This window comes from Bacillus sp. Bvel1, from assembly GCF_014872755.1.
In the GTDB taxonomy this organism is placed as follows: domain Bacteria; phylum Bacillota; class Bacilli; order Bacillales; family Bacillaceae; genus Bacillus; species Bacillus velezensis.
This window is the reverse complement of the sequence record NZ_JAAOBZ010000007.1, coordinates 84236-109142: the sequence shown is the minus strand read 5'-3', so window position 1 is coordinate 109142 and position 24907 is coordinate 84236. Positions and strand designations below refer to the sequence as shown.

General features: G+C 45.2%; 25 protein-coding genes and 1 other RNA gene. 17 read left to right on the top strand and 9 right to left on the bottom strand.

The window, feature by feature from the left end; translation table 11 throughout:
- The first annotated feature begins 64 nt into the window (after positions 1-64).
- The 5 genes from HAP68_RS09625 (at position 65) to HAP68_RS09605 (ending at position 8025) form a co-directional block, all read left to right on the top strand.
- A complete protein-coding gene (locus tag HAP68_RS09625; protein WP_003153758.1) occupies positions 65-955 on the top strand; it encodes an AAA family ATPase in 891 nt (296 codons plus the stop codon).
- 10 nt (positions 956-965) lie between these two features.
- A complete protein-coding gene (locus tag HAP68_RS09620; RefSeq protein WP_024085476.1) occupies positions 966-2882 on the top strand; it encodes a vWA domain-containing protein in 1917 nt (638 codons plus the stop codon).
- Positions 2883-3108: 226 nt separating this feature from the next.
- Positions 3109-5943 (top strand): 2-oxoglutarate dehydrogenase E1 component, encoded by a 2835-nt coding sequence (gene sucA, locus HAP68_RS09615; RefSeq protein ID WP_015388115.1) that lies wholly within the window; start codon positions 3109-3111, stop codon positions 5941-5943.
- Between the two features lie 15 nt (positions 5944-5958).
- Entirely contained in the window at positions 5959-7206 is a 1248-nt protein-coding gene (gene odhB, locus HAP68_RS09610) for a 2-oxoglutarate dehydrogenase complex dihydrolipoyllysine-residue succinyltransferase (RefSeq protein ID WP_003153764.1), read from the top strand.
- A 72-nt stretch (positions 7207-7278) separates the two neighbouring features.
- Positions 7279-8025: an MBL fold metallo-hydrolase gene (locus tag HAP68_RS09605; protein WP_024085475.1), complete on the top strand. Its 747-nt coding sequence runs from the start codon at positions 7279-7281 to the stop codon at positions 8023-8025.
- Positions 8026-8052: 27 nt separating this feature from the next.
- On the opposite strand, the gene HAP68_RS09600 is transcribed toward HAP68_RS09605, so the two are convergent.
- Positions 8053-9021, bottom strand: a complete 969-nt coding sequence (locus tag HAP68_RS09600) for a bile acid:sodium symporter family transporter (RefSeq protein WP_015388118.1) — start codon at positions 9019-9021, stop codon at positions 8053-8055.
- Between the two features lie 203 nt (positions 9022-9224).
- Between HAP68_RS09600 and HAP68_RS09595 the strand changes: the two genes are divergently transcribed.
- The gene (locus tag HAP68_RS09595; protein WP_024085474.1) at positions 9225-10562 is read left to right on the top strand and encodes a sodium-dependent transporter; all 1338 of its coding nucleotides are present in this window, start codon (positions 9225-9227) and stop codon (positions 10560-10562) included.
- Positions 10563-10602: 40 nt separating this feature from the next.
- On the opposite strand, the gene HAP68_RS09590 is transcribed toward HAP68_RS09595, so the two are convergent.
- The 3 genes from HAP68_RS09590 to HAP68_RS09580 form a co-directional block, all read right to left on the bottom strand.
- Positions 10603-11448, bottom strand: coding sequence for a superoxide dismutase (locus HAP68_RS09590; protein ID WP_014305196.1), 846 nt, complete (start codon positions 11446-11448; stop codon positions 10603-10605).
- Entirely contained in the window at positions 11445-13328 is a 1884-nt protein-coding gene (locus tag HAP68_RS09585) for a terpene cyclase/mutase family protein (protein WP_024085473.1), read from the bottom strand. The genes HAP68_RS09590 and HAP68_RS09585 overlap by 4 nt, the downstream gene beginning before the upstream one ends.
- Positions 13329-13424: 96 nt before the next feature.
- On the bottom strand, positions 13425-14912 hold the full coding sequence (locus tag HAP68_RS09580) for an aldehyde dehydrogenase family protein (RefSeq protein ID WP_024085472.1): 1488 nt from the start codon (positions 14910-14912) through the stop codon (positions 13425-13427).
- Positions 14913-15094: 182 nt separating this feature from the next.
- On the opposite strand from HAP68_RS09580, the gene HAP68_RS09575 reads away from it, so the two are divergent.
- The 3 genes from HAP68_RS09575 to HAP68_RS09565 all read left to right on the top strand — a co-directional run bounded on the left by HAP68_RS09575 (position 15095) and on the right by HAP68_RS09565 (position 16141).
- A complete protein-coding gene (locus tag HAP68_RS09575; protein WP_003153779.1) occupies positions 15095-15298 on the top strand; it encodes a DUF6501 family protein in 204 nt (67 codons plus the stop codon).
- A 65-nt stretch (positions 15299-15363) separates the two neighbouring features.
- The gene (locus HAP68_RS09570) at positions 15364-15504 is read left to right on the top strand and encodes a DUF4025 domain-containing protein (RefSeq protein ID WP_003153781.1); all 141 of its coding nucleotides are present in this window, start codon (positions 15364-15366) and stop codon (positions 15502-15504) included.
- A 292-nt stretch (positions 15505-15796) separates the two neighbouring features.
- A complete protein-coding gene (locus HAP68_RS09565) occupies positions 15797-16141 on the top strand; it encodes a PH domain-containing protein (protein ID WP_003153783.1) in 345 nt (114 codons plus the stop codon).
- Between the two features lie 44 nt (positions 16142-16185).
- Here the strand turns inward: HAP68_RS09565 and HAP68_RS09560 are convergent, their stop codons facing one another.
- Both HAP68_RS09560 and HAP68_RS09555 read right to left on the bottom strand, forming a co-directional pair.
- Positions 16186-16419: a hypothetical protein gene (locus tag HAP68_RS09560; protein ID WP_003153785.1), complete on the bottom strand. Its 234-nt coding sequence runs from the start codon at positions 16417-16419 to the stop codon at positions 16186-16188.
- Positions 16416-16688 (bottom strand): hypothetical protein, encoded by a 273-nt coding sequence (locus HAP68_RS09555; protein ID WP_003153786.1) that lies wholly within the window; start codon positions 16686-16688, stop codon positions 16416-16418. The genes HAP68_RS09560 and HAP68_RS09555 overlap by 4 nt, the downstream gene beginning before the upstream one ends.
- A gap of 70 nt (positions 16689-16758) precedes the next feature.
- Here HAP68_RS09555 and HAP68_RS09550 point away from each other — a divergent pair, with 70 nt between their 5' ends.
- Positions 16759-17241: an Hsp20/alpha crystallin family protein gene (locus HAP68_RS09550; RefSeq protein WP_003153787.1), complete on the top strand. Its 483-nt coding sequence runs from the start codon at positions 16759-16761 to the stop codon at positions 17239-17241.
- Here the strand turns inward: HAP68_RS09550 and HAP68_RS09545 are convergent.
- Positions 17228-17461: a hypothetical protein gene (locus tag HAP68_RS09545; RefSeq protein ID WP_014305194.1), complete on the bottom strand. Its 234-nt coding sequence runs from the start codon at positions 17459-17461 to the stop codon at positions 17228-17230. The genes HAP68_RS09550 and HAP68_RS09545 overlap by 14 nt on opposite strands.
- A gap of 92 nt (positions 17462-17553) precedes the next feature.
- Here HAP68_RS09545 and gerPC point away from each other — a divergent pair, with 92 nt between their 5' ends.
- The 7 genes from gerPC (at position 17554) to HAP68_RS09510 (ending at position 23224) form a co-directional block, all read left to right on the top strand.
- A complete protein-coding gene (gerPC, locus tag HAP68_RS09540) occupies positions 17554-17934 on the top strand; it encodes a spore germination protein GerPC (RefSeq protein WP_024085471.1) in 381 nt (126 codons plus the stop codon).
- A gap of 83 nt (positions 17935-18017) precedes the next feature.
- Complete coding sequence (locus HAP68_RS09535; RefSeq protein WP_024085470.1) at positions 18018-18509, top strand: TraR/DksA family transcriptional regulator; 492 nt, start codon at positions 18018-18020, stop codon at positions 18507-18509.
- 144 nt (positions 18510-18653) lie between these two features.
- Positions 18654-19280 (top strand): FMN-dependent NADH-azoreductase, encoded by a 627-nt coding sequence (locus HAP68_RS09530; RefSeq protein ID WP_003153791.1) that lies wholly within the window; start codon positions 18654-18656, stop codon positions 19278-19280.
- A 214-nt stretch (positions 19281-19494) separates the two neighbouring features.
- Positions 19495-19680: non-coding RNA, 6S RNA (gene ssrS / locus HAP68_RS09525), on the top strand.
- Between the two features lie 107 nt (positions 19681-19787).
- The gene (gene recQ / locus HAP68_RS09520) at positions 19788-21566 is read left to right on the top strand and encodes a DNA helicase RecQ (RefSeq protein WP_024085469.1); all 1779 of its coding nucleotides are present in this window, start codon (positions 19788-19790) and stop codon (positions 21564-21566) included.
- Between the two features lie 235 nt (positions 21567-21801).
- Entirely contained in the window at positions 21802-22674 is an 873-nt protein-coding gene (locus HAP68_RS09515; RefSeq protein ID WP_003153795.1) for a 3D domain-containing protein, read from the top strand.
- A gap of 157 nt (positions 22675-22831) precedes the next feature.
- Positions 22832-23224 carry a hypothetical protein gene (locus HAP68_RS09510; RefSeq protein ID WP_024085467.1) on the top strand — a complete coding sequence of 131 codons (393 nt, stop codon included), beginning with the start codon at positions 22832-22834 and terminating at the stop codon, positions 23222-23224.
- Between the two features lie 31 nt (positions 23225-23255).
- Here HAP68_RS09510 and HAP68_RS09505 read toward each other — a convergent pair whose 3' ends face one another.
- Both HAP68_RS09505 and HAP68_RS09500 read right to left on the bottom strand, forming a co-directional pair.
- Positions 23256-24233, bottom strand: a complete 978-nt coding sequence (locus tag HAP68_RS09505; protein WP_014305190.1) for a S66 family peptidase — start codon at positions 24231-24233, stop codon at positions 23256-23258.
- A 64-nt stretch (positions 24234-24297) separates the two neighbouring features.
- Complete coding sequence (locus tag HAP68_RS09500) at positions 24298-24801, bottom strand: N-acetyltransferase (RefSeq protein WP_014305189.1); 504 nt, start codon at positions 24799-24801, stop codon at positions 24298-24300.
- Between the last annotated feature and the right edge of the window lie 106 nt (positions 24802-24907).

The window sequence follows — 24907 nt, the reverse complement described above, 5'->3', positions numbered from 1 at the left end:
GAGTATACAAGGGCTTTTTTAGTATACTCGGTTATGGAATACAAATGGAAAGGAAACATCACCTATGACTTCAGAATTACAGCACCTATCACTTCCGGAAGATATACAAAACAAACTGCAGGCTTATCAAAATCATCCCGTTTCCCAAGAATTCCGGGATTTAATCGGATCATCAGGCTATGAGGCCGAAGATAAAGCAATTGTATTCGATGCCGTCATCGCTTTGACAATGGGAAAAAATATCTTATTAAAAGGACCGACGGGTTCGGGAAAAACAAAATTGGCGGAAACGCTTTCGAACTATTTTCATAAACCGATGCACAGCGTCAACTGCTCCGTAGACCTCGATGCAGAAGCGCTTGTCGGCTATAAAACGATTGAAAATGAACAGGGGCAGGCGACAATTGAATTCGTTCCCGGACCTGTAACAACCGCAATGAACGAGGGACATTTTTTATACATTGATGAAATCAATATGGCAAAGCCTGAAACCCTTCCGATTCTAAACGGCGTGCTTGATTACAGAAAAATGATGACAAATCCCTTTACAGGAGAAGTGATTAAGGCAAGCGAAGGATTCGGTGTTATCGCCGCGATTAATGAAGGCTACGTCGGCACCGTTCCGCTGAACGAAGCCCTTAAAAACCGTTTTGTCATCATTGATGTTCCGTATATTAAAGGAAGCCTCCTGAAACAGGTGCTGACCTCTCAGTCTGTCTTAAAAGATGAGAAATTAATTGAGCGCTTTATGACGCTGTCTTCTGATTTAATCGCACAAGCGCATAACGGACAAGTATCAGAAGAAGCGGCGTCCATCAGGGCTCTCATAGATACGTGCGACTTGGCTGCGTACATCCCGCCGAAACGGGCGATTGAAAGAGGCATCGTGGAAAAACTTGATGACGACAGGGAAAAAGCCGCTGTCAGAAATATTGCAGAAACGCTGTTCGAATGAGGGATATACAATGAAGTTTATCAAATTTAACGACAGCACGATTGATTCGTTTTTGTTCATGATGCTGACTGATCTGGCCAAAACACTGACCAGAAGCAGTGAAGTTGAAGTGGAATACGGCGTGCAGTCTTACTACAATCCCTTTGAAAAGAAAATTTACATGAGCCACTTTTGGAAAGACCGATCAGCCGGGGATATGGAAGCCGGCCTGAAAAGCGATGTCTATTTGCGCGCTGTCGGAACACGCAGCAGCTCATTTCGGGTATTTGCGGGGTTTTTAAATGACGTTCACCGGCACTTCACCCGCCAAAGCTTTGCCAAGCAGCTGTTTATGCTGCTCGAGGATATCAGAATTGAAGAGCAGATCAAAAAAGAACGGCCGGGAACGAAACGTGTTTTTCAGAAGCGGAGGGAGATGTACAGGAAATATTTCACGACGCAGCTGACATTGAATTTAGAACGGAGCATTTTCACCGACGCTTTGTATTGCGCGATGTTTGTCAAGCTGACGGCTGAGTCTCCGCTTGAAGGCATTCCTTCCATGCATGAAAATATTGATATGATGATACCGTATATTGAACGTCAGCTCATCCGGGTGTATGAGGCGGATTCTACGGAACAAATCGCAACAATAACGGAAGACCTCATGGAAGGCCTTGATGAAGTGCTTGAGAAAGATATGCTGAACACTTACTTTTTTCTGCCGGAACTTGATTACGAAAAAGCGGCTGAAAAGCCTTTATTCGAAAGCGTAAAAAAAGCGCCTTCGTTAAGTGACGATCTCACGCTCCCTGAGTCTTCCGACGGAGATGAAGAAATCCTTGAAGAGAAAATGAATACGTGGCACCGGGAAACCGAAGCGCCGTCAAAAAGCTTCCTTCAATTTGATATTGAGCACGGCGCGAAATCAGATCTTGGGAAAGACGCAGCCAGAGAAGGCGATGACGGTGACCAGGCGCTCGGCTCCGTTCAAGGTTCCGCACGTCAGACGAAAAGAGAGGATTACTCCAAACTGGAAGCGCTTGAATCCATTCAGGATGAACATGAGGGCGCCGGGCTGGCTGACGGAAAAGAAAACAAATTTGCCTTCCCGGTTTATCAAACGCCTCATAAAGCGTCTCCTGAAGAGGAGCAGTCTTATAAAGAACAGGCAAAAACGATAGAATCATATCAAAAACGCCTGAAGCAGATGATACAAAAAACACTTGAGCACAAAAAAACGCTCCCGCGGACCGACCTTCACGCAGGCCGGCTGAATCGCAAACTGATCCGCTATTTTACGGAACGGAACCCGCGCCTTTTCTATAAAAAGCAGGACCCGTCTTCAGACATTGACGCCGTTTTTACATTGCTTGTCGATTGTTCGGCCAGCATGTTTGACAAAATGGATGAAACAAAAAGAGGGATCGTTCTTTTTCATGAAGCCTTGAAATCAGTGTCCGTCCCTCACCAAATCGTCGGATTTTGGGAGGATACAAACGAAGCGACCGAAACGAGCCAGCCGAATTTCTTCAATACCGTCATTCCGTTCGAAGAGTCGCTGCTGCAGGCTGCGGGTCCGCTGATCATGCAGCTTGCGCCCGAAGAAGATAACAGAGACGGATACGCCATCAGACAAATGACGAAACAGCTGATGCGGCGGAGTGAGGCGCAAAAATTTTTAATCGTGTTTTCAGACGGAGAGCCGGCAGCATTCGGATACGAACAAAACGGCATCGTCGATACGAGCGAGGCTGTCATCGAAGCGAGAAAAAAAGGGATAGAAGTCATAAATGTTTTTCTGTCCAATACTGCGATAGAAGAATCCCAGATGAAAACCATTCAGGATATGTACGGAAAGTACAGTATTTTTGTTCCGGATGTCGATCAGCTGCCCGATGTGCTGTATCCGCTTTTGAAAAAACTGCTTCATAAAAGCATAGGATAGGCATTTCCTATGCTTTTTCGCTTTTTATTTTAAAATGATTTAATTTTTTCGGTATTGATCTGTTTTTTTTACTATTTTGTGAACAATCAAGGTAGAATCCAAACGCAATCAGTGGTAAAATATCCTTGGAAGCGTTTTTATTACATAATTTTGGGCACAGCGTTCAAAAGTTATTTCAAGATAGTGAATTGATCACTTGATTATCTAGGTTGGGGGTAATATTCAAATGTTTCAAAATAATATGAAACAAAGAATGAATTGGGAAGATTTTTACGGACCGAACCTCGGCTACGCACTGGAGCTGTACGACCAATATGCTGAAGATCCAGACAGCATTGATCCGGATCTGAAAGACATGTTTGACGAACTAGGCGCTCCGCCAAGCCAAATAAAAGAGGCATCGGAAACAAAGGAACAGGGACGCGTCACCGCAGATCTGATTCAAAAGATCGCAGCAGCAGTTAAACTTGCAGAAGATATTCGAACCTATGGCCATCTGAACGCTTCCGTCAATCCGCTCAGAAAGGATCCGAAAAAGAGCGAGCTCTTTCCGTTATCCGAGTACGGGCTTACAGAAGAAGAAATGAAAGCAATACCCGCGTCTGTCATCTGTAAAGACGCACCTGCCAATATAACAAACGGCTTAGAAGCCATCCAGCATTTACGCAATACCTATAAAAGAACCATCTCTTTCGAGTTTGACCATGTGCATGATTTCGAAGAGCGCGCGTGGATTACAAAAATGGTCGAATCCGGCGAACTGTTCCGGAAAAATTCACCGGAAAAACTGTCAGCCGTTTTAGAAAGACTGACGGAAGTAGAAGGGTTTGAACAATTTTTACACCGGACATTCGTCGGTCAGAAGCGTTTCTCAATTGAGGGATTAGACGCGCTTGTGCCGGTTCTTGACGACATTATCGCCCAGTCTGTGAAAGCGGGCACAACCAATGTCAATATCGGGATGGCGCACAGAGGCCGTTTAAATGTGCTTGCGCATGTGCTCGGCAAACCGTATGAGATTATTTTCTCAGAATTCCAGCACGCGCCGAATAAAGACCTTGTGCCGTCTGAAGGATCGACCGGCATCAGCTACGGCTGGACGGGCGATGTTAAATACCACCTCGGTGCAGACAGACAGCTTCAGGATGCTGAAACCAAAAGCGCGCGGATTACGCTTGCAAATAACCCGAGCCACTTGGAATTCATCAATCCGATTGTGGAAGGAAGCACGCGGGCGGCACAGGAAACAAGAACGCAAAAGGGGTACCCGGTTCAAGACGAAACAAAATCGCTCGCCATTTTAATTCACGGTGACGCAGCGTTCCCGGGAGAAGGCATTGTCGCCGAGACGCTGAACTTAAGCTCACTGAAAGGCTATCAGGTGGGCGGGGCCATTCATATCATCGCCAATAATATGATCGGCTTTACAACTGAAAGCGATGAATCACGATCCACAAAATATGCCAGTGATTTGGCGAAGGGTTATGAAATTCCGATCGTTCACGTCAACGCGGATGATCCGGAAGCATGCCTGTCAGCCGTTAAATTTGCGGTTGAATACCGGAAGCGGTTCAATAAAGATTTCTTAATCGATTTAATCGGGTACAGACGATACGGCCACAATGAAATGGATGAGCCGTCAACGACACAGCCGATGCTGTATGATGCCGTCAGAAAACACCCGACTGTCAAGCGGATCTTTGCGGAAAAACTCGTAAGTGAAGGACTGATCAGCGAGGAAAAAGCGCAAAACATCGAAATGGCAGTGACAAAACGAATTGAAGACGCCTATAAAAAGGTGCCCGCCAAAAAAGAAGACGCCGTACGGGAAATTGAATTGCCGGAGCCGGTGTCCAACGGTTTTCCAGACGTTGATACAGCCATTGATTTTGATGTTCTCCGCAAGCTGAACGGCGAACTTATCAACTGGCCGGAATCCTTTAACGTGTTCGGCAAACTGAAAAGAATCCTGGAAAGACGTGCAAAAGCGTTTGATGATGACCGTAAAGTTGAATGGTCATTGGCTGAATCGCTTGCGTTTGCTTCCATTTTGAAAGACGGCACGCCGATCCGGCTGACCGGGCAGGATTCAGAGCGCGGAACGTTCGCTCAAAGAAACCTTGTGCTGCATGACAGCGAAACAGGAGAAGAATTTGTTGCTCTCCATCACTTAGACGACTGCGCTTCTTCATTTACGGTGCATAACAGCCCGCTCTCTGAAGGATCGGTTCTCGGCTTTGAATATGGATACAACGTGTATTCGCCTGAAACGCTTGTGTTGTGGGAGGCGCAGTACGGGGACTTTGCCAATGCGGCTCAAGTCTATTTTGATCAATTCATATCTGCAGGACGGGCAAAATGGGGACAAAAATCAGGGCTGGTCATGCTGCTGCCTCACGGTTACGAAGGACAGGGCCCTGAACACTCCAGCGGCCGCGTCGAGCGGTTCCTGCAGCTGGCGGCGGAAAACAACTGGACAGTGGCCAACCTGACAAGTGCGGCTCAGTATTTCCACATTTTAAGAAGACAAGCGAAAATGCTGCTTCGTGAGGAAATCCGCCCGCTTGTGATCATGACGCCGAAGAGCCTGCTGCGCAACCCGAATACGGTATCTGAAGTGCAGGAACTGAGCGAAAGCCGATTCAAGCCTGTCTATGAGCAGTCCGGTCTTTCCCATGCTTACGAAAAAGTGACTCGCGTCGTATTATCAAGCGGAAAAGTGTCAATTGATATCAGCGATCACTTCAACAAAATGGAAGGCGATAAGGATTGGCTTCATATTGCCAGAATCGAACAGCTGTATCCGTTCCCGGCAAAAGATACGAAGGAGCTTTTCGCCAAACTGCCGAACCTGCAAGAGATCGTTTGGGTTCAGGAAGAGCCGCAGAACATGGGGGCATGGAGTTATATCAGCCCGTATCTGACGGAAATTGCGCCAAAAGGAGTAAATGTCCAATACATCGGCCGAAGAAGACGATCCAGTCCCGCAGAAGGAGATCCGACAGTCCACAAAAAAGAACAGGAACGCATTGTATCTGATAGCTTGACTCGCAAAAACTAAGGGGGAAATGTAAAAATGGCGGAAATTAAGGTACCTGAATTAGCAGAATCAATCTCAGAAGGAACGATAGCCCAATGGTTAAAGCAGCCCGGTGATTATGTAGAACAGGGTGAGTACTTGCTTGAACTGGAGACGGACAAAGTAAATGTTGAATTGACAGCAGAAGAATCGGGTGTTCTAAAAGAGGTATTGAAAGATTCGGGTGATACCGTCCAAGTAGGAGAAATTATCGGTACCATTACAGAAGGCGCTGGCGAAAGTTCTGCACCCGCCCCTTCAGAAAGTGCTCCAGCCAATGAACAAACGAAAGAGGAAGCAAAAGCTGAACCTGCTGCACAAGAAGTCAGCCAGGAAGCACAATCAGAAGCGAAATCCAGAACGGTAGCGTCTCCGGCTGCACGCAAGCTGGCAAGGGAAAAAGGGATTGATCTATCACAAATTCCGACGGGGGACCCGCTTGGCCGCGTGCGCAAACAAGATGTGGAAGCTTATGAAAAACCGGCTTCAAAACCTGCGGCACAGCCGAAACAGCAGGCTCAAAAAACACAGCAAAGCTTTGACAAACCTGTCGAAGTGCAAAAAATGTCCCGCCGCAGACAGACGATCGCGAAACGATTGGTTGAAGTGCAGCAGACTTCTGCGATGCTGACTACATTTAACGAAGTTGACATGACGGCCGTTATGAATCTAAGAAAACGCCGTAAAGACCAATTCCTTGAGCAAAACGATGTAAAACTCGGTTTCATGTCGTTCTTTACAAAAGCCGTCGTGGCTGCATTGAAAAAATTCCCGCTCCTTAACGCTGAAATTCAAGGCGATGAGCTGATCGTGAAAAAATTCTATGACATCGGTATCGCTGTCGCGGCTGAAGAAGGGCTTGTCGTCCCAGTCGTACGTGACGCTGACCGCCTGACGTTTGCCGGCATTGAAAGAGAGATCGGCGAACTTGCGAAGAAAGCGCGAAACAATAAATTAACATTAGGTGAGCTGCAAGGAGGCTCCTTCACGATCACAAACGGAGGTACATTCGGATCGCTTATGTCAACACCGATCCTAAACAGCCCTCAGGTCGGGATCTTAGGTATGCACAAAATTCAGCTGCGCCCAGTAGCAATTGATGCGGAGCGCTCTGAAAACCGTCCGATGATGTACATCGCTTTATCATATGATCACAGAATTGTAGATGGTAAAGAAGCGGTCGGGTTCCTTGTCACCATTAAAAACCTGCTTGAAGATCCGGAACAGCTGCTGCTGGAAGGATAATTTGAGACAGACAAAAAGTACACTGCCCTTACAAGCAGTGTACTTTTTTATTGAGCGAAGGGGAGAATTTATATGAAAAGCTGTTATCCGCTTGAGATCGAATTTGAATATAATGAAGAATTGCATTCTATCACTCCGGTTCTTCTGCAAGACGAACATGACACGATATTAATAGACTGCGGATATCCCGGTTTTACAAACCATCTTCAACATGCTGCTGCCCGGCATGGAATGTCGCTTCATTCATTGACAAAAATCATTGTAACGCATCACGACATAGACCATATCGGCTCACTCGCTGCATTACATCGTTTGCACCCGGATATCAGCGTGACAGTACATGAGCGTGAAGCGCCGTATATTGACGGCTCTAAAAAATCTTTACGGCTTGAGCAGGCTGAATCAACGTTTAGTTCATTGCCAGAGGATGCAAAGCCTTATGCAAAACAGTTCATTTGCTCGCTTCAATCAGTCGAATCGGCTCCAGTTCACCGGACAGTTACTGACGGTGAGCTGCTGCCTTGGTGCGGAGGCATTCGCGTTGTAGCCACGCCGGGTCATACACCCGGCCATATCAGTCTTTATCTGCCTGCCGAAAAAACAATGATCGCAGGTGATGCGGTCGTCATTGAAGACGGAAAGCTGAACCTTGCTAATCCTGACTATACGTTACATATGGATGATGCGGTCCGATCTGTGCAGCGGCTGCTCGATTACGATATCCGCCAATTGATTTGTTATCATGGAGGTTTATTTCAGGGGGATGTAAAAAAAGCGCTTTTGCGCCTGTTTCGTGATCTGCAGAATAAACAAGGATAGGAGCGGCGGCAGCCTATCCTTGTTCAGTTATGAAAACGGAATCTTTGCCGTTTCTTCTTCGGCGCTGTTTTTCTCTTTTTTCTTAGACCAGTAGGTGGCAAGAACAGACCCCGACAGATTGTGCCATATGCTGAAAATTGCGCTCGGCACGGCTGACAAAGGGGAGAAATGCGCTGTCGCAAGCGCTGCGCCCAGTCCGGAGTTTTGCATTCCGACTTCTATCGCAATCGCTTTTTGTGAAGCATAATCCATTCTGAACAGCTTTGCAGTCAGGAATCCTAACAAATATCCGATTCCGTTATGTAAGATGACGACAGACACAATCAGCAGTCCGGATTGAAGCAGATGCTCACGATTTACGCTGACGACAGAGGATACAATCGCTACGATGCCGATTACCGATACGAGAGGAAGCGCGTGCACGGCTTGTCCGACCTGTTTTTTGAATAACAGCTTCACAATCACCCCGAGGACGATCGGCAAAAGCACGGCTTGCATAATGGAAACAAACAGTGAACCGAAAGAAACGGGAAGCCACTCTTTCGCAAACAGCATAATAAGTGCCGGCGTTACAATAGGAGCAAGCAATGTTGAGATCGTGGTGACCGCAACAGAAAGCGCCGTATTGCCTTTCGCCAAAAACGTCATGACATTTGATGCCGTACCGCCCGGACAGCATCCGACCAGAATGACGCCCGCGGCGATTTCTGCGGGGAGGCGGAGCCCGACTGATAAACAGAAAGCCGCAAGCGGCATAATCGTAAACTGGGCAGCGACTCCGATCACGACATGCCAAGGCTTTCTGATTAATTCTTTAAAATCGTCTGCTTGAAGAGTAAGCCCCATCCCAAACATAATAATACCAAGGAAAATCGTCATATAAGAACTGATCCAAGAAAACAAATCAGGGCAGGCGAATCCCAAACCGGCAAAGACGATAACCCACAAGCCAAAGGTTTGGCCCGCAAACCCGCTTATTTTTTTCAGCCATTCCATAAACACAGCTCCTTTTACATCCAATCAATCAGTCAAAAAATATGACTGACTTTTCTGTACTCCATTATAAATAATATTCTGAATAATTCAATATTAAATATAAGTTTTCGATAAAATTATTATGTAAACTAATATCTTCTTGACTATTCAGACATATATTCTTACAATTGATTTTTATACTGAAATGAATTGGGAGTGCTGAAGTGAAAGAAGCTAATCAATGGTCATCTAAGCTGGGATTTATTTTAGCTACGGCCGGCTCTGCAATCGGGCTCGGCGCAATATGGAAGTTCCCTTACGTAGCGGGAACCAGCGGAGGCGGCGCTTTTCTGCTTGTTTTTATTTTATTTACTGTTTTAATCGGACTGCCGCTTTTGCTTGCTGAATTTATTATCGGCAGAAAAACACAAAAAAACGCCGTTGAATCCTATAAGGCGCTGGCGCCGGGGAAAAAGTGGCACTGGATCGGATATCTCGGAATCATAACGTGTTTTATTCTATTATCCTTCTACAGCGTAGTGGGGGGATGGATATTAATCTACATTATAAAAGGCTTTACAGGCGGTTTAACGCTTTCTTCGGGATTTGATACGTTATTTATCGATACCATTTCAAACCCTTATGCAGCGGTTTTCGGTCAGCTGCTGTTTATCGTGCTGACGATTTTAGTTGTGGCAAAAGGGGTGAGCAGCGGCATCGAAAAGGTAAGCCAGGTGCTGATGCCGGCTCTGTTTATTCTGTTTATTCTTTTAATGATCCGCTCCGTTACGCTGCATGATGCAGCGAAGGGATTAAAATTCTTCTTCATGCCTGATTTTGGCGCGATGGATGCCAGCACCATTTTATATGCGATGGGTCAATCATTTTTCTCGTTAAGCGTCGGAGTGTCCGTAATGGTTACATACAGCGCATATTTAGAAAAAGAAGAAAATATTGTTCAATCCGCCGTATCGGTGACGGTATTAAATGTCCTTGTTGCCGTGATGGCGGGAGTGGCGATTTTTCCGGCGGTATTTGCATTCGGTCTCAAGCCGGATCAAGGTCCGCAGCTTTTATTTAACGTGCTGCCGACCGTCTTTAACCAAATGCCGTTGGGCATCGTGTTTTTACTCGCCTTTTTGCTGCTGTTTTTATTTGCGACGCTGACATCGGCTTTTTCAATGCTTGAAATTTTAGTTGCTGTTTTGTCAAAAGGCGATTCGGCAAAACGGAAGCGGTATGCATGGATCGGGGGACTTGCTATATTTATTGTCGGGATCCCTTCGGCGCTGTCGTACGGAATTTTGAGTGATGTTTCTATTTTTCACCGCAGTATTTTTGACGCTGCGGATTTTCTGGTCAGCAATGTCTTAATGCCGTTGGGCGCGCTTTTAATTGCCGTGTTCGTACCGCTGAAAATTCCGAAACAGATGCTGTTTGACGAACTGAAAAGCGGTTCCGGTATAAAACGAAAATGGTTTGCAGTCTGGCTCCTATTAATCCGTTATGTGGCTCCTGTAGCCATTATTATCGTTTTTCTGCACGTGCTTGGTATTTTTTAGACCAAAAGAAGCAGGCCCCCGTTCAAGACGGGGGCCTTTTTTAATAAAGCGGCCACATCACGCGGTGCGCTTGCTCGAACCGTTTCTCCGCCTCCCGCCAATCAACGACATTCCACCATTGATCCACGTAAGCCGCGCGGTCGTTTTTATATTGTAAATAATAGGCGTGTTCCCATACATCCAGCGGAAGCAAAGGAATGACGTCCCATTGGCTGTAGAGCTGATGCTTCTCAGCGGCTAAAATCTCCAGCCGCCCGGAGCGCGGCGCCCAGACAAGGATAGCCCAGCCGACTCCTTCGACTTTTTTTGCTGCTTGAGAAAATTGCTCTTTAAAAGCGGAATAGCTTCCGAATGACACATCAATCATTTGAAAGAGCGCACCCGTCGGCCGTCTTTTTCCGTTTGGATTCATGGAAAACCAAAAAATACTGTGCAAATAATGGCCGGCACCGTGAAACGCCAATTGCCGCTCCCAATGCGCCACTAAGTCGTACTGTTTCGTTTGTCTCGCTTTTTTGAGCTCCAGTTCTGCTTTATTCAGACCGTCAACATAGCTCTGATGGTGTTTAGTATGGTGGAGTTTCATAATCTCTCTTGAAATATACGGTTCCAGTGCGGAATAACTGTATGGCAGTTTAGGGAGGACATGCTTGCCGATCGGCACATAGGCTCTGCGCTCATCCGGCTCATCCGGTTCGGTAATGTCCCGGTAAAGTGCTGATGCCTGTTCGTACCATTCCGCCTCCGTTAATCCATCATCCTGAAGGGTGTGAAAAATCCGGTCGATTTGTGCCGCGAAGCGATCGAACCGACCTTGCTGTATGACTTGTTCCTTCAAGGTTTCACACCAATTCAGCATTTCGGTTTGATAAGCGTGCCGTTTCATTTTTCTTCCTCCTTTTCACTCACTTTCATAAAAGTGCTGAGCGCAAGCAAAGAAAACACATACGGGTAGCTGTGATACCTGATGTAAAACTGTTTCGGCAGGCCGATTCCGGTCGGATAGCTGAAAGCGTATCCTTCGTAATGCCGGTTTTCAATAAGAAAAGATATGCCTTTTGTGACGGCTTGATGATGAGGTTTTTCGTATTGCAGCAAAGCTTCGGCCGCCCAAGCCGTCTGTACAAGCGTCCCGTAAGAAAGCGGAACATAGGTTTTGACTTCTGCGCTTTTACAGGATTCTCCCCAGCTTCCGTCCTCGTTTTGAATGGACTTCAGCCAGCGGATCGCTTTTTTCACGGCCGGGTGGTTTTGGCTCACGCCGCAAGCCTTCATCCCTGTCAGCGCTGCCCATGTGCCGTAAATATAGCAGACACCCCATCTGCCGTACCACGATCCGTCCTCTTCTTGATGGCGGATCAGCCATTGGACGGCCTTTTCAATCTGAGGGTGATCAGGAGAAAGCCCCGCTTCTCCTAAACAGTGCAGCACCCGTCCGGTTAAGTCGCTTGTTGAAGGATCGATGGCAGCTTCCTCAGCCGATTCCAGCGGCAGCAGGCGGACCAGCGGATGATTGACATTTTTCTCAAAAGCAGAGAAGCCGCCGTCACTGTTTTGCATGGACAAAAGCCAGCTCAGTCCGCGTTCCCATGAGGCGGGATAACGTTTTCGCGGAATGGCTTTGAGCACTGCGGCTGTGTCATCACAATCAGGATTATTTGTATTAATGTTTGAAAAACCCCATCCTCCCGGTTCAGCATGCGGGTTGTGAACGGCCCAATCAGCGACTTTCGTCTGCTGCCGTTCACGCAGAAACCGGGCGGCGCCGGTTATCATTTGATCGTTATCCGAGATGCCGCTTTTCATAAGCGCATAGCTGAGAAGCGCCGTATCCCAAACGGCCGACGTTGAATTTTCCAGGTACGGTATATCGCTGCAAGACGTGAGCAAAGCTTTCGTGCCGGCAAGCGCTTTTCTGATAACGGGGGAGTGGCGCGATACACCGAGAGCGAGCAGGCCGTACACCATAAAAATAGTGGCACTCGCATAGCTGTATAATGTGCCGTCTTCTTCAATCCGGTCAAGCATATACGTTTTGGCCGTACGCAGACTGAGCTGGTGAAAAGCGGCAGGAATCTGCAAAAGCCGCTTCCAGTGGGCGAAAAGAGAAGAGAGGTCTCTGTTCTCATCATGATCGGAACGAAGCCATGTAAACGGATTTTTAGTCATATGCCGATCTAAATGCGCGAGAGACGGAACATTGGGATTTTTCAGCGAAAATCTTTTGTTAAGCGTCACGGCCATCGGTACGAAATGAATACGAGCGTATGTACTGAACTGGTAAAAATGCAGCGGGAAGGATGGGGGAATGACTAAGAAAGATAATGGCAGATGCAGCGCGGGCCATGGGTAAAGGCCGTTTGCCGCAAGCATCCACTTTGTCATGAAGTGTACGTTGCGCAAGCCGCCATTTGAGATGATAAAGCGTTCGGCCTGAATCATATGCGCCTCAGAACGGCTATATAAACCGGAAGCCAGCAAGCCGGCATAGCCCTGTACAGTAGCGGTCACATTTCCTTTCCGGTCATCAGGATAGTTGGCAAAAGTTCCGTCCGGGCGCTGTTTAGCGCGAATGCCTTCTGCAAGCTCAGCGATCAGTTCTTTATCATTGTCTCCAAGAGAAGTGAGAAGGAGGATCAGAAAGGCGTTTGTCAAAATCGGACCTTCAAAACAAAATGACCATGAGCCGTCCGCATTTTGCGTTTCTCTTAATAGGGAGATGATTTTCTTTTGGCGGCTTCTGACGTTTTCATGAATTGTGCTCACACTCGCTCAACTCCTTCAGAAGCATATATATTCATATGTAAAAGGCGGCATGACAAAAGAAAGAAACTGCTGACAGGCAGCAGTTTCTTGTTTGATTTAATCTTCCAGGTTGATCCAGACGCTTTTCACTTCTGTATAATTATTCAGCGCGTAAGAGCCCATTTCCCGCCCGAGGCCGGATTGCTTATAGCCGCCGAAAGGAGATGCCGCATCGAAAACATTGTAGCAGTTGACCCAAACGGTGCCGGCTTGGAGACGGTCAGCAATGTAATGAGCGTTTTTCACATTTTCAGTCCAAAGTCCGGCTGCAAGACCGTATTCCGAGCGGTTCGCCCGCTCAATGACTTCATCAACCGTATCATACGGAATGGCGGCTAAGACCGGGCCGAAAATTTCTTCTTTTGCGATGGTCATGCTGTCATCCACATCCGCAAATACAGTCGGGGAGACAAAATACCCTTCTTCAAACGGGCAGCTGCCGCCCGCGACAGCTTTGGCTCCTTCCGCTTTTCCTTTTTCAATATATGAAAGCACGCGCTCATGCTGTTCCTGGCTGACGAGCGGGCCGATTTGTGTATCTTGGTGAAGGCCGGCGCCTTGCTGAAGCGATTTCGCATATGAAACCATTTCGCTGACGACCTCATCATATTTGTCTTTGTGAATGAAGACACGGGAGCCTGCGCAGCATACCTGTCCCTGATTAAACATGACCCCGTTTAAAGCGCCGGGAATGGCTTTCTTCAAATTGGCATCAGGCAAAATGATGTTAGGTGACTTTCCGCCAAGCTCCAGTGTCACGCGTTTAATTTTTTTTGCGGCTTTTTCCATGATTTTTTTGCCGATTTCTGTAGAACCGGTAAAAGCGAGTTTATCGACATCGTCATGGTTGGTCAGCGCTTCCCCGGCCGTCTCGCCGAACCCTGGGACAATATTGATGACGCCGTCAGGGAAGCCCGCCTGATCTATTAATTCCGCTAAATAGAGGGCGGTCAGCGGTGTCTGCTCCGCCGGTTTCAAAACGATTGTGCAGCCTGTGGCAAGGGCGGCGCCCATTTTCCACATCGCCATAAGGAGCGGAAAGTTCCAAGGGATGATCTGCCCCACGACGCCGACAGGCTCATGGCGGGTGTAATTAAAATATGAGCCGGCGACCGGAATCGTTTGTCCGGTTATCTTTGTAGACCACCCGGCATAATAACGCATATGCTCAATTGCGAGCGGGATATCCCCATTCGTCGTTTCATTAATCGGTTTTCCGTTATCAAGTGTTTCAAGCTGCGCGAGTTCCGTTTTGTGCTCTTCCATTAAATCGGCAAGCTTATACATCAGCCTGCTTCTGGAAGCGGCCGGCATAGTGCGCCATTCGCCGTGATCAAAGGCTTTGCGTGCCGCTTTCACTGCACTGTCAATGTCTTCTGACTGTGCCTCGTAAAGCGTCATCAGCGTTTCTCCGGTTGCCGGATTCGGTGTGACAAATGTTGATCCTGAAGCGCTCGGAACAAATTTTCCGTCAATATAAAGTTTCTTCGTACCCTGTAAAAATGTTTCCAGCCTTTTTGTGATCTGCATCGTTAAAGAACTCATTCGTAACAAACCTCCCGAAATTTTTTATGGTCTGTTTTGAGCATCTTGATGTCCGCGCAAAGTAAGCGCATACAGTCATTCTATAATAACACCCCCGGTAAAATCAATCGATAACCGTTATTGCAATTCACAAGAAAAAACGGCTACAATAAGCTTATCGATTAAGAAAAGGAGTTTTATAAATGATTCATAATAATTGGCAGACAAAAGAAAGCGTCAAAAAGGTCAAATGCGTACATACAGATGCGAAAAAATACATTGTCAAAAATGTGCTGACGCCGGGTAAAGAGTATGAAGTCAAAAATGAAACAGAAGAATTCATTTTTGTTGCAGACAATACAAACAAAGTCGGAGGCTTCTACAAAGAGTATTTTGAAGAAGTTTAAAGCTGAATGAATTTATTTTGCCTGAGCCATACTAAAAAAGACTACATATAAAGGGTGGCTGCAAAATGAAAAAAACAGAGCAAGACAAACAAAATAAAACATCAGATCAGCTTCAGCAAGTGCAACCTGAAGAAGGCACCGACACGACGATGGAACAAATTTCAGATACCTATAAAGAAGGAACAATTGAAGATACGGATCGTTGATGTTTTGTTGAAACCGCGGCATTGGAGAAGCCGCGGTTTTTTATGGCGAAAATAAAAAACTGACTTTTCGAAAAAAATACCGTTTTCTTGAAACCTTTTCTTCCGCTGAACCGTATTACTTCATAACAGCGGCACCTTTCGCGAAGGGCTTTTTTGATGAACGTTCTAAAAATGTAATCTGTTCGTAATGGTTTAAATGCCGTCTATGTCGTATTCTTATATAGGGATAAAGAACTTATTTTTTATGATTGTAATAAAACAATAGTATAGAAGCAGAAAGTGGGGTTCTTCATTGGGAATTTTTTCTGTCAGCAGATCAACCGACACAAAAAAGCTGGAGGCTTTGCTCGTTGAGGGAGAACGGATCGAAACGATTTATAAACTGCGGGTTGACCAAATATGCTTTACGAATAAACGAGTGATTTTCTTTGATAATAAAATGTTCTCCAAAAAGAAAGTGCGCGTATTTCTTCCATATAAAACAATTGAAAGCTTCGCCATTCAAGAAGCGGGAATGTTTGATCCCGATACCGGGCTTGTATTAATGACAAGGGGAAAAACTTTCGAATTGGAATTTGCAAAAGAAACGGACTTGACTGAGGTTCAAGCCATCTTAACAAAATACTTATGCAGTTAAATATCACATAAAAGCCATCCGAATGCATGCGGATGGCCTTTTTATTATATAATGCTTGTTTTTCCGGAGTTCGAATCAATGAGATCCGGATCAGCGATAGAACTGATGGGAATATAAATCGGCGCCAAATCACCATTTTCTTCACCGAATCCGTAGTTGATCTTATTGGATAAAAAATAATCGATTTGCTGATACGGGCCGATCGTAATGGAAGAACCGCGGTCGACCGCATTTACTTTAAAGCCTCCTACATTTACCAAAACCGGCGAAAACATCATAATGGGCCTCCTTTTCCGGCAGGGATTTTGTCGCATGCAGACTCAAAGGTTGATGGAGAATCAATTTGATCCCGGTCATCCACTTTGCCGTTCGTGCCGATGAAGCCGCTTGCATCTCCGAAGTTCTGTCCGTATCCCTGATTCTTTTTATCAGAATTCTGCCATTCCGCCAGTAAATTTTGTCCGACATTCACCGCTGAAGCATTTTCAAAGGAATTAATTTTCAACATGAAAATATTAATATTGATATATGGAGTTGGTTGAACCACAGGCAAACCTCCTTTAATACAGGTGTATGCCGGCTGTTATGATCGTATGCTTAGACAGGGGGCGATAAAAATGGATTTCGATAAGATGAAGCAATGGATGGAAATGGCGCAAAACATGTCCGGCGGCGACTTTTGGAAAAACGTTTTTGATGATGAACAACTGAAATCATTTCAAAACGGCCATTCTCATTTTCCCTTTCAACAGGGAGATGGGCAAATGAGAAGAAATGAGGATGCTTTTCCTCTTATAGATATTGTGGAAACCCATGATGAGCTCCAATTTTTGCTGTATCTGCCCGGCTACCGGAAACAAGATGTTCAGCTTTTGTCCTATGGAGAATATATTGTCGTAAAAGGCACGAGAAAATCCTTTTTCAATGAACAGGATTTTAAACAGAAGACCGGAAAATACGGCGATTTTGAAAAAAAACTCGATCTTCCGCACTCCGCTCAAGGTACGAAGGGAATGCAGGCGGTATTCAAAGACGGGATTTTATATATATCGATTGCTAAACATCTGGGGGATGCAAGCCAGATCATTATCGAAGGCTGATCTTGTTCGCTGTGCCATCTATCAGATCTGAATCATCGATACTCATGATAGGGATGGCGACAACGGTGCAATCACCGTTTTGTTCACCGTACCCTTCATTTCTTTTATTGGCTGCTGTGTTTCTCACCATAACGGAAGAGCCGGTGTTAAAAGCCGCTCCGCCGCTGATTCCGTTCATTTTTATATACTCAAAGTTGATAACGGACGGAAAAAACATCATGATTCGCCTCCTTTTTGTATATCATGTTTATATATTCGCAATACGGGACGCATAGAACTTTCCAAGAGTGACGGGGAAAGAAGTGATTTTCTTTGAAAAAAATAATGAAAGAGATGTTCAAAAAAGTGTGTGAAGAAGAATTAGACCGGCTTAAGAAAGTGGAACAACAGCTTGATGAGCTTCAGGATAAGTGTCATTTTGAGCCGCAAACGGTTGAAGGGGAAAAAACATATGTCCATATTGAGCACGTCAAAGTGGACAAGATTGAATACAATATTGATTTTGAACAGCTGAGTATAGAAGAGCTGAGCGGTATGCTGAATATCGGCGCCACTTACCATACACCGGCGCACAGGCTCAAACAAGCCTGCGCTGAAGAAAGTCGGGACAACCCGCAAAATGATGCTGCGAAAGAAAAAAGACAGACAAAGCAGCAGACACCCAATGTCACCATCAGGGGGAGAAAGCATTGACCCCCATTGTTTCATCCTCCTTTTTCGAGGGTATGTATTAACAGATGCAGCGAAGAATACAGACGAAAAAGGAGATGATGAATATGTCATTATCAAAAGAACAGCAGGACAGCCTTTATCATAAATTAATCGATTTAAAGGAAAGTCTTCAGGGAGAATCAAAAGAAAATTATTCAATGAGCGAAGACACAGGAGAACTGTCGAACGGAGTAGATAATCACTTAGCTGATCACGGAAGCATTTATTTGGACAGGGTCACGAATCAGACGCTGGACGGTGTCGATCAGAATCTTTTAGATGAGGTGAACGCCGCGCTTGAACGAATGGATAAAGGAACATACGGGATTTGCGAGAAAACGGGAAAAGAAATTCCTTATGAAAGACTTGAAGCCGTACCGTACGCCAGAATGACCGTCGAAGCGCAGCGAGAAACAGAAGGGGATGTGAAAACAGACGCTCCGTCATATGAAAGGGAATTTCACGAGCAGGTGAAAGACCTCTCAAATAAAGAAACCGTTGATCAAAAAAGCTCACAAACTTACGAAATCCTGGATCGCGAGCAGGATTCACAATAATAGCAGCAGGTACATTCATATGTACCTGTTTTTTTATTCCATAAAAAATCTCAGAATCGAAATAAAATCATTGACTTTATATAAAAAAGAAAGTAACATACTATTTGTAAGTAAATATTAAAAGATTACCGGGAGGAATTTAGAATGTCTCAAGTATTATTTGTAAAATCAAGCGACCGTACGGCTGAAGAAGGCGTGTCCGTAAAATTATACGAAGCGTTTCTGGCTGCTTATAAAGAAAACAATCCGAATGATGAAGTGATCGAACTTGATCTTCATAAAGAAAACCTTCCTTACCTCGGAAGAGATATGATTAACGGAACATTCAAAGCTTCAAAAGGAATTGAAATGACAGACGAAGAGAAAAAACAAGCGTCAACTGCTGACATTTACTTAAATCAATTTGTCAAAGCTGACAAAGTCGTGTTTGCATTCCCGCTTTGGAACTTCACAGTGCCTGCTGTGCTTCATACTTATGTTGATTACCTGTCTCGCGCAGGGGTTACTTTCACATACACGCCTGAAGGCCCTAAAGGTCTGATGGGAGATAAAAAAGTAGCGCTCTTAAACGCACGCGGCGGCGTATATTCTGAAGGACCGATGGCATCTCTTGAAATGTCATTAAACTTCATGAAAACCGTTCTCGGTTTCTGGGGTGTCCAAGATCTTCACACTGTTGTCGTTGAAGGTCATAATGCTGCACCGGATAACGCTCAAGCGATCATTGAAAAAGGACTGCAAGAAGCGAAAGATCTGGCTGCAAAATTCTAATTGCCATAACTCTTGCGCCCCTACAGGGTGTGAGAGTTTTTTCTATTATAGAAGAAACTGGCGGCAGCTTTCGATCTGATCTTATATTGATATATTGATGTTTTGTCGAAAAAACAATTTTTATGTAGAATAAAGCATTTTTTACAAAGAAAAAAGGTTTTCTGTAAAAGAATTAACCCTCTTGCCAAAATACGACTGATGGTGTAGGATATAAGAGAAGCTACATTGTTCGTATTGTTAATTAAGTTTTAACCTTTAAGCTGTAATAGGGAGTTTTATATCGAAGCCGGAATGTCATGCCTCCATTGCAGAGGACGACAGGAACGCTTCTGCAAACACCCACTTTGAGGAGTGGTGGTTTAAAACTTTCTTACTTGCGTACGGCATACGTAGCGAAAGCCATTTCCCTTGCGGAGATGGCTTTTTATTTTGAATTGCCCTTGAGCAGCGTACTTTATCAGTATGATAAAATGAAAGAATCAAAGACAAAGTGAGGTTTTACAACATATGCTGGATAAAGCCCAATCCCTTCTGGCGCATTATTTTGGCTACGACAGTCTTCGCGCGGGCCAAAAGCAGGCGATACAATCAGTTGCAGAGGAGAGAAAAAACACGGTCTGCATTATGCCGACGGGGGGCGGAAAATCAATCTGCTATCAGATTCCCGCACTGCTGTTTGAAGGAACCACAATCGTTATTTCCCCTCTTATTTCCTTAATGAAAGATCAAGTCGACGCGCTTGAAGAAGCGGGTATCGCGGCAGCTTATATTAACAGCACCCAGACAAGCCGTGACATTCATGAGCGCCTGACCGGTTTGAAACAAGGGGCTTACCGGCTCTTTTACATCACACCGGAGCGTTTGACTTCTTCAGAATTCATTCATATCCTGCAGAATATTACGGTTCCTCTTGTCGCCATTGACGAAGCTCACTGTATATCGCAATGGGGACATGATTTCAGGCCGAGTTACCGGAATATCGAAATCCTTTTTAATGAATTAAAAGAACCGCCCGTCATCATCGCATTAACGGCGACGGCTACGCCTGAGGTTCATGATGACATCTGCAAGCAGCTTCATATTAAGAAAGAACAAACTGTATATACCGGTTTTGCCAGAGAGAATTTAACGTTTAAAGTAGTAAAGGGCGAAAACAAAGACCGGTTTATCGAGCGGTACCTCGAAAAAAATAAACACGAAGCCGGCATTATATATACAGCGACAAGAAAAGAAACCGACCGTTTATATGAGAAATTAAAACGCAGCGGCATCAATGCCGGCCGTTATCACGGCAGATTGGCGGATGACGACAGAAAAGACCAGCAGGAGCGGTTTCTTAATGATCAGATACAAGTGATGGTAGCTACGTCCGCTTTCGGAATGGGAATCGATAAGAGCAACATCAGGTTTGTTTTACACGCGCAGATTCCGAAAGATATGGAGAGCTATTACCAAGAAGCCGGACGGGCCGGGCGCGATGGTCTTAACAGCGAGTGTGTGCTCTTATTTTCGCCGCAGGATATTATGGTGCAGCGTTTTTTAATAGACCAATCGGCCGCCGGAGAAGAAAAACAAAAGCAGGATCTCAAAAAGCTGAGACAGATGGTGGATTACTGTCATACGGAAGATTGCCTGCAGCGGTTTATTCTGAAGTATTTCGGCGAGAATGAGGCGGAAGCTTGCGAAGCGTGCGGCAATTGCACTGATACAAGGACCGCCCATGACGTCACAAAAGAAGCGCAGATGGTATTGTCTTGCATCATCAGAATGAATGAGCGCTTCGGAAAAACGATGGTGGCGCAGGTGCTTAGCGGGTCAAAAAATAAAAAAGTGCTGGAAAACGGCTTCAGCAGCCTGTCCACTTACGGCATTATGAAGCATCAATCCGCAGCGGAAATCAGTGATTTTATCGAATTTCTTATTTCAGATGAATATATCAGAATGGCGGACGGCACATTTCCCACGCTTATGGTCACCCAAAAAGGCAGGGACGTTCTGCTTGGAAAAAGCGCAGTCGCGAGAAAAGAAGCCTTACAGGCCGCCGCCGTTACCGAAAATGATGAATTATTTGAGCTTCTCCGGCGTCTCCGCAAAGAGATTGCAGCTGAACAGGGTGTGCCTCCATTTGTCGTGTTCTCAGACCAGACGTTAAAAGAAATGTCGGCGAAACTTCCGAAAACAGATCAGGATCTTCTTTCCGTAAAAGGGGTCGGGGAACAAAAAAGATTGAAATACGGAGCGGTTTTTTTAGAAGAAATCCGAAATTATGTAAGAGAAACAGAGTGAAAAAAAGTTTTTTTAGAAATTTGCACATTGTGTTTTTCATGGGCGCCGGAAAAATCAGAAGCTTGAAAACCCTTGCTGTATCAAGGTTTCAGCAAGACTTACCAAGCGAGAGAAATGTTTCATGTAAAGGAACTGTAATCTAATTCAAATCGTTTTGTTATTGAACTGACATTTTCATATGTTACGATATCACCTGTTAGCCGCCAATAAAAAGCTAACAAGGGAGGATTTACTTATGAAGAAGACGATTATGTCCTTTGTCGCAGTTGCAGCAATTTCAACAACTGCATTTGGAGCTCACGCTTCTGCTAAAGAAATCACGGTGCAAAAGGGTGACACGCTCTGGGGGATCTCGCAAAAAAACGGAGTGAACCTAAAGGACTTAAAAGAATGGAATCAGTTATCTTCTGATTTAATCATTGAAGGAGAGAAACTGACTATTTCTTCAGTAGAAACAACCACATCTGGGCAGTACACAGTGAAGCAGGGCGACAGCCTCTGGAAAATTGCTCAGAAATTCGGAACATCAGTCGGCAATCTGAAAAGCTTGAATAACTTGCAATCAGATATAATTTACGCAGGCACAACGTTAAATGTGAAAGGTCAGGCTCAGGCTGCACAGCCGGCTCAAGAAGCCAGCCAGCCGCAAACTGAACAAAAACCAGCTGCTGAGACAGAACAGCCGAAACAAGAAGCTGTCAAAAACGAGCAGCCTAAACAAGAACCTGTTCAAGAACAACAACAACCTAAACAAGAAGCGAAGGCTGTCGAAGCAAAACAGCAGCCTGTTCAATCAAATACAAACCAACAAGAGCCTAAAAAGCAGCTGACAATGACTGCAACTGCTTACTCTGCTAACGACGGCGGCATTTCCGGTGTAACGGCAACCGGTGTTGACTTAAACAAAAACCCTGATGCAAAAGTCATCGCGGTAGACCCTAGTGTCATTCCGCTTGGCTCTAAGGTTTATGTTGAAGGTTACGGAGTGGCAACAGCAGCAGATACAGGCGGCGCAATTAAAGGAAATAAAATTGACGTATTTGTTGCAAAGAAAAGTGACGCTAACAACTGGGGCGTCAGAACAGTAAATGTTAAAGTATTAGACTAGTTTCATATAGAGATGAAGAACACAAGGCGAAATGCTTTGTGTTCTTTTTTTCTTCCCTTTTTTGACTGTATATAATCGTTATATGCGGAAAAAGAAAAAGCGTTTCTCTAATATAATAAGGAATGGATGTGAAAAAAGAATTGAAGGGATGAATCTGATGGAGCCGGAATGTATATGTTTATGGAATACCTTCACAGAATCACCGGTGTTTCAAGCAGGTATATGCACCGCTTTCGCCATTGTGCTCGTTATCGGACTGTCTATGCCTGCTGTCAGGCTGTTTCAGGCGCTTGACAGAGGGAGAGGAAGGCCAGCCGTTATTGAAAAGGTGAGACGTACTGGCGTGATGAAGAATGGCAGGCACGAGCTTGTACTTATTTTAAACGTAAAAAACCAAGACGGAACGCATGATAAACGTGAACTGACACACGCCGTATATAATGAAGAGATCAGCCGTTTTTATGAAGGAGCTTCCGTATGGGTGAGGGCAGCGGCTGGCGGACGAATTATGATCGCTCCTCGCACGCCGCGGCATAAGGCGTCAAAATAAAAAGACGGGGCGGTTTTCCCGTCTTTATGTATTAATGCCGATCGATCCATATCCGTCCGCCTTCTGAGCCGGCTTCTATCCTGCATGCTCCTCCGATCGGGAATGTCATCAAAGGGGAGGTATGGCCGAAATCAGCATTTGCGATAACAGGCATGGATGACAGTTCTTCTTTTGTACGGATGACGGCACGCAGAGCCTCCTCAGACACATTTGAAGCATGCTGGAAACGTCCGATGACAATTCCCTTCACGGCTGAAAAAGCGGGAAGATGGATGAGTGACTGCAAATCCCGGTCAAACATATGAATGTCCGACATATGATCATCTTCTATAAACAGAATCACTTGTTCCATCTCCGGAAAGTATTCGGTGCCCTGCAGAAGATTCAGCGTGCATAGATTTCCTCCGATCAGTGTTCCTTCCGCATATCCGGGCTGAATAACGAGCGGTCCCGGATTCCGATAAAAACGTCTGTCCTCCTGGTTCAAATACCATTTATCATCACTCCACTCGGATGAAGGTTTTACCTCATACGGGTTGTCAGAAGCACAGCAGGCCAAGAAAGAGTCAATCGTATAGTCCAGCCCTTTTTTCATGGCAAATGAAGAAAAATGGGGACCGGAATATGTAATAAGGCCGGTTTTTTGATATATGGCATGGCCGAGAGCGGTAATATCTGAATAGCCGCAAAGGATTTTCGGATGCCGCTTGATGTTTTCATAATCAAGGTAGCGGAGCAGCTGATTTGATTGGAAGCCGCCGAGTGTCGTCAAAATCGCTTTGATGTCAGGATCAGCGAAAGCTTCGTGCAGATCCCGTACACGCGATTCAATCGATGATGAATGAAATTCATTTATTTCCTTCGCATTCTCTGAAAAAGAGACACAAAAGCCCAGCTCCTCCAATTTTGTCTTCGCGGCATTTATATTTTCATCTGACATAGCGGACATGCTTGTGGCCGGAGACACAATACGGATGCCGTCGCCTTTTTTCAATTTTTCCGGATACAAAAAAAACCCTCCTTAAATGGTTTAATCTATTACACCATATTAACGAGGGTTTATCTATCATTTTTTACAGGTCGACCCATTTAATGCCGCCTGATTGCGTATCATTGTCAATCCAGACATCAAATTGATGCTTTTCATAAAAATGAACGAGCCGGTCGACATGATCCCAATCACGCTTAGCGATGTCGCCCGTCACTTTCGGGATATTCTGCTCTCTGGCGATATGTTTTAAAAATTTCATGCAGATCGAGCCGTAGCCGTGGTTCGGGGGGCCTTTAATATCCCCGATATGAATGGCATTGTCATAATAAGAAGCGATCAGTGAAAAACAGCCTCTTCCCCGGTAGGCTGATTCACAATCAGTCAGCATAATCTTACATGTTTGGCCATCATCAATCGAGGAAACAATGATCCAATCATCATTGTTCGATTGATCAATACCAAGCACTCGCGCGTCTTTTGATACATCTATCAGATTTTCCCGCATTCTGAAAATCTGAAATTCAAGTTTATGAAGCTCTTTTTCCAGCTCTTTCTGATCTCTTTCTTCTGCAGTAAACAAAATCATACTCCTTTCACAGCGTAAAAGTCTTAGTCAAACACAAGTATCCATTGTAGTAAATGATGTCTTGGTTTGTAAATGGGTTTTGCAAAAACTTTTTTAGAAAAGTCTG

Coding starts and splice junctions, on each gene's coding strand:
- odhB (WP_003153764.1), top strand. CDS start 5,959: ATGGCGGAAATTAAGGTACCTGAATTAGCAGAATCAATCTCAGAAGGA.
- HAP68_RS09625 (WP_003153758.1), top strand. CDS start 65: ATGACTTCAGAATTACAGCACCTATCACTTCCGGAAGATATACAAAAC.
- HAP68_RS09500 (WP_014305189.1), bottom strand. CDS start 24,801: ATGATTTTGTTTACTGCAGAAGAAAGAGATCAGAAAGAGCTGGAAAAA.
- HAP68_RS09530 (WP_003153791.1), top strand. CDS start 18,654: ATGTCTCAAGTATTATTTGTAAAATCAAGCGACCGTACGGCTGAAGAA.
- HAP68_RS09605 (WP_024085475.1), top strand. CDS start 7,279: ATGAAAAGCTGTTATCCGCTTGAGATCGAATTTGAATATAATGAAGAA.
- HAP68_RS09620 (WP_024085476.1), top strand. CDS start 966: ATGAAGTTTATCAAATTTAACGACAGCACGATTGATTCGTTTTTGTTC.
- HAP68_RS09545 (WP_014305194.1), bottom strand. CDS start 17,461: ATGATGTTTTTTCCGTCCGTTATCAACTTTGAGTATATAAAAATGAAC.
- HAP68_RS09515 (WP_003153795.1), top strand. CDS start 21,802: ATGAAGAAGACGATTATGTCCTTTGTCGCAGTTGCAGCAATTTCAACA.
- HAP68_RS09550 (WP_003153787.1), top strand. CDS start 16,759: ATGGATTTCGATAAGATGAAGCAATGGATGGAAATGGCGCAAAACATG.
- HAP68_RS09560 (WP_003153785.1), bottom strand. CDS start 16,419: ATGATGTTTTCGCCGGTTTTGGTAAATGTAGGAGGCTTTAAAGTAAAT.
- sucA (WP_015388115.1), top strand. CDS start 3,109: ATGTTTCAAAATAATATGAAACAAAGAATGAATTGGGAAGATTTTTAC.
- HAP68_RS09580 (WP_024085472.1), bottom strand. CDS start 14,912: ATGAGTTCTTTAACGATGCAGATCACAAAAAGGCTGGAAACATTTTTA.
- recQ (WP_024085469.1), top strand. CDS start 19,788: ATGCTGGATAAAGCCCAATCCCTTCTGGCGCATTATTTTGGCTACGAC.
- HAP68_RS09510 (WP_024085467.1), top strand. CDS start 22,832: ATGGAGCCGGAATGTATATGTTTATGGAATACCTTCACAGAATCACCG.
- HAP68_RS09570 (WP_003153781.1), top strand. CDS start 15,364: ATGAAAAAAACAGAGCAAGACAAACAAAATAAAACATCAGATCAGCTT.
- HAP68_RS09575 (WP_003153779.1), top strand. CDS start 15,095: ATGATTCATAATAATTGGCAGACAAAAGAAAGCGTCAAAAAGGTCAAA.
- HAP68_RS09600 (WP_015388118.1), bottom strand. CDS start 9,021: ATGGAATGGCTGAAAAAAATAAGCGGGTTTGCGGGCCAAACCTTTGGC.
- HAP68_RS09535 (WP_024085470.1), top strand. CDS start 18,018: ATGTCATTATCAAAAGAACAGCAGGACAGCCTTTATCATAAATTAATC.
- HAP68_RS09590 (WP_014305196.1), bottom strand. CDS start 11,448: ATGAAACGGCACGCTTATCAAACCGAAATGCTGAATTGGTGTGAAACC.